This window comes from Catenibacterium sp. (assembly GCF_052354645.1).
GTDB lineage: Bacteria > Bacillota_I > Bacilli_A > Erysipelotrichales > Coprobacillaceae > Catenibacterium > Catenibacterium mitsuoka_A.
This window is the reverse complement of sequence record NZ_DAWDDM010000250.1, coordinates 1-2,906: the sequence shown is the minus strand read 5'-3', so window position 1 is coordinate 2,906 and position 2,906 is coordinate 1. Positions and strand designations below refer to the sequence as shown.

At 31.0% G+C, this 2,906-nt stretch carries 4 protein-coding genes; 3 read left to right on the top strand and 1 reads right to left on the bottom strand.

The window, feature by feature from the left end; all coding sequences use genetic code 11:
• Positions 1 to 119: 119 nt before the first annotated feature.
• A complete protein-coding gene (locus tag ACT8VG_RS09490) occupies positions 120 to 599 on the bottom strand; it encodes a DUF1836 domain-containing protein (protein WP_230310152.1) in 480 nt (159 codons plus the stop codon).
• Positions 600 to 713: 114 nt separating this feature from the next.
• On the opposite strand from ACT8VG_RS09490, the gene ACT8VG_RS09485 reads away from it, so the two are divergent.
• From ACT8VG_RS09485 to ACT8VG_RS09475, 3 genes are read left to right on the top strand one after another with little or no spacing between them, the layout of a single operon-like run.
• Positions 714 to 1,316, top strand: a complete 603-nt coding sequence (locus tag ACT8VG_RS09485; protein ID WP_440252470.1) for a DUF4230 domain-containing protein — start codon at positions 714 to 716, stop codon at positions 1,314 to 1,316.
• Positions 1,309 to 2,043, top strand: coding sequence for a copper homeostasis protein CutC (locus tag ACT8VG_RS09480; protein ID WP_117459239.1), 735 nt, complete (start codon positions 1,309 to 1,311; stop codon positions 2,041 to 2,043). The genes ACT8VG_RS09485 and ACT8VG_RS09480 overlap by 8 nt, the downstream gene beginning before the upstream one ends.
• Positions 2,044 to 2,045: 2 nt before the next feature.
• A complete protein-coding gene (locus tag ACT8VG_RS09475) occupies positions 2,046 to 2,789 on the top strand; it encodes an alpha/beta hydrolase (RefSeq protein WP_117459240.1) in 744 nt (247 codons plus the stop codon).
• Positions 2,790 to 2,906 lie beyond the last annotated feature (117 nt).

Below are 2,906 nucleotides of genomic sequence, written 5' to 3'. Positions count from 1 at the left end.
ATAAAATCAAGACTGAATACGGTTATAAATGTAATTTTATATTTAGTAGGAAAGAGTAATTTCAAATAGAGGAGGTTCTTTGGCATTTAGTCACTTAACTTAATACCATTAGAATAAACTCAATCCTTTTTTAATGCTTCTTCCATTGTTGCTTCACCAAGAAGATTATTAGATACCTTGATTTTATAGACAGAACTTAAGATACATTTATTATATATGTCTGGTAGTTCTGAGTCTAAATGATTTGTCTTAAGGACACGCTCAAATACATCACAATACATATTATAGAATTCAGATAATTCTTTCTGACTCTGTTGTAATTGAATAAGCTTAGAAATCTCATCTAATGAAAAGACAGACTTTAATAAACAAATTAATGTGAAATAAGCAATCTGTTCTCTTTCATATTTCTTCTTTATAGGTGCTTTTACTAGCTTATGTTTGACATAATTATTGATCATTGTTTTTGTAATAATAGCGTCATCATTATTTTTTAAGAAAGACAAACTCTTTTCTATAATAGATACAACCTGATCTATATAGAGTGGAAAATCTGGTATTTCTTCCCATCTAGAAATATGTACATTATCGTAATTCATTTTCATCACCTACTTAAAAACTATCATTTATTGTATTCGTTGTCAAATCATCTAGACTATAAAACAAACTGTATATATTTTTTCTTATCTGTTATAATCTAGTTGGTGATGAAAATGAAAAACAAGTTTAATTTAAGATCAATTATAGTCATTATTGTGTTAGTTATTGTTGTATTTATGGGTGGTATGTACTTTGGAGGACATAGTACACCATCTAAAGAAGAAATCACTTCAACAGCTTTAACACAGAAAATAAGAGATATTAATGAATTAGCTGTTTCTGAATATGATTATACAAAAGTAGGAAAGTTCTCTAATTCATTAAAGTTTAATGGCTGGACTGTTCCTTTAACACAGAAGTCTTTCTTAATCACTTATGAAGGTAAGCTAAAAGCAGGTGTTGATCTTTCTGATGTACAGGTAGAAAAAACAAATAATAAGATTATCGTGAAAACATCTGCAGTAAAGATCTTATCTAATGAAATCGATGAGAATTCTATTAAGGTTTATGATGAAACAAAGAATATCTTTAATCAGATTTCTATTACAGACTATAAGACTTTCGCAAAAGAACAGAAGAAGAAAGTAGAAAAAGAAGCAATCAAGAATCAGTTTTTAGAAAAGACTGAAACTAAAGTGAAGAAAGCCATTAAAGATCTTATTTATATGACTGTAGATCAAGAACAGTATGAAGTAGAGGTAGAAGTGAGTGAATAAGTTAGAAGTATGTTGTGGTAGCTATGAGGATGCAATGAATGCATATCATGGTGGTGCAAAAAGAATTGAATTAAATAGTGCATTAGCGTTAGGTGGATTAACACCTACTATTGCATCATTGGAACTTATTAAGAATAATACAGATTTAGAAGTCATTTGCATGGTAAGACCCAGAGGTGCAGGATTTGTATATAATGAATTACAATCTGAACAGATGATTATTGAAGCAGAAGAACTATTAGAACACGGGGCTGATGGTATTGCGTTTGGGTTCTTAGATCCTGATGGTAAAATCAATAGTGCACGCACAAGTGAAATGGTCTCTATTATTCATAGTTATGGTAAGACTGCAGTATTCCATAGAGCCTTTGATGTATGTGATGATCCAGATGCAACAATTCATAGATTAATTGAATTAGGTGTGGATAGAGTACTTACAAGTGGCATGAAGTCTACTGTGAGTGAAGGAGTTCAGCTTATTAAGGAACTGCAGGAGAAATATGGCAATCAAATAGAAATATTGGCAGGTTCTGGTATTAATGAAACAAATGTTGTAGATATTATTCACTATACAGGTATTCATCAGGTTCATTCTTCATGTAAGAATTGGAGAGCAGATCCTACTACAGCCAATGATCATGTATCATTTAGCTATAATGGCATTAATTATGATTATGTAGATAAAGAAAAAGTGAAGAGAATGATTTCACTTGTAGAGGAGGATTAATTATGCAGCAGTATTGTGAAATTGCGACACCTAAGGGTGTTATGAGAGGATTCTTTCATGTGCCCCATAGAAAAGAATTCCCTGTATTATTAATATTCCATGGTTTTACAGGACAATGTACAGGAACTAAGTTCTCTTATGTTTCTTTATCACGTTTATTAGAAGCACAGGGTGTTGGTACTTTAAGAATGGATTTTCTAGGCAGTGGTGAATCGGATCTTACTTTTAAAGAAATGACATTTGATGATGAATTATCATGTGCACGTATTCTATTAGAAGAATTAAAGAAGATGCCTCAAGTCACTGATATCTATGTTTTAGGACATTCTATGGGTGGTGCAATTGCGAGTGAACTTGCAAAACTTTATCCTGAAGATATTAAAAAACTTGTATTATGGGCTCCTGCCTTCAGTTTACCAGATTCCTTGGACTATCTTACAGGAACAGTAAAAGAAGCACCTATCTATGATCATAGTGGATTTGAAATCAGTGATGCTTTTGTAAAGGATATGCTTCAAAGAGATTTCTATAAGAACTTAGACACATATAAGAATGATTTATTAGTCATTCATGGCACAGAAGATAAAACAGTACCTTATGCAATCAGTGAGAAATATACAAAACTATTTGGTAAGCAGATGATCTTCCATCCAGTTGTTGGTGCATCTCATAATTATGATAATGCGGATCATATTCATGAAGTTCTTTCTACAACTTATAAATTCTTAACAGAACAGGTTATGTAAGCCTGTTCTTTTTTGAAAAAGAGTTGAATTATTCAATATTTAATAAATTTTCTCATCTTGAAAACTATTCTTTATTGAAATGAAGACGAACTATGATATAATCTAAAAATTGAAAGA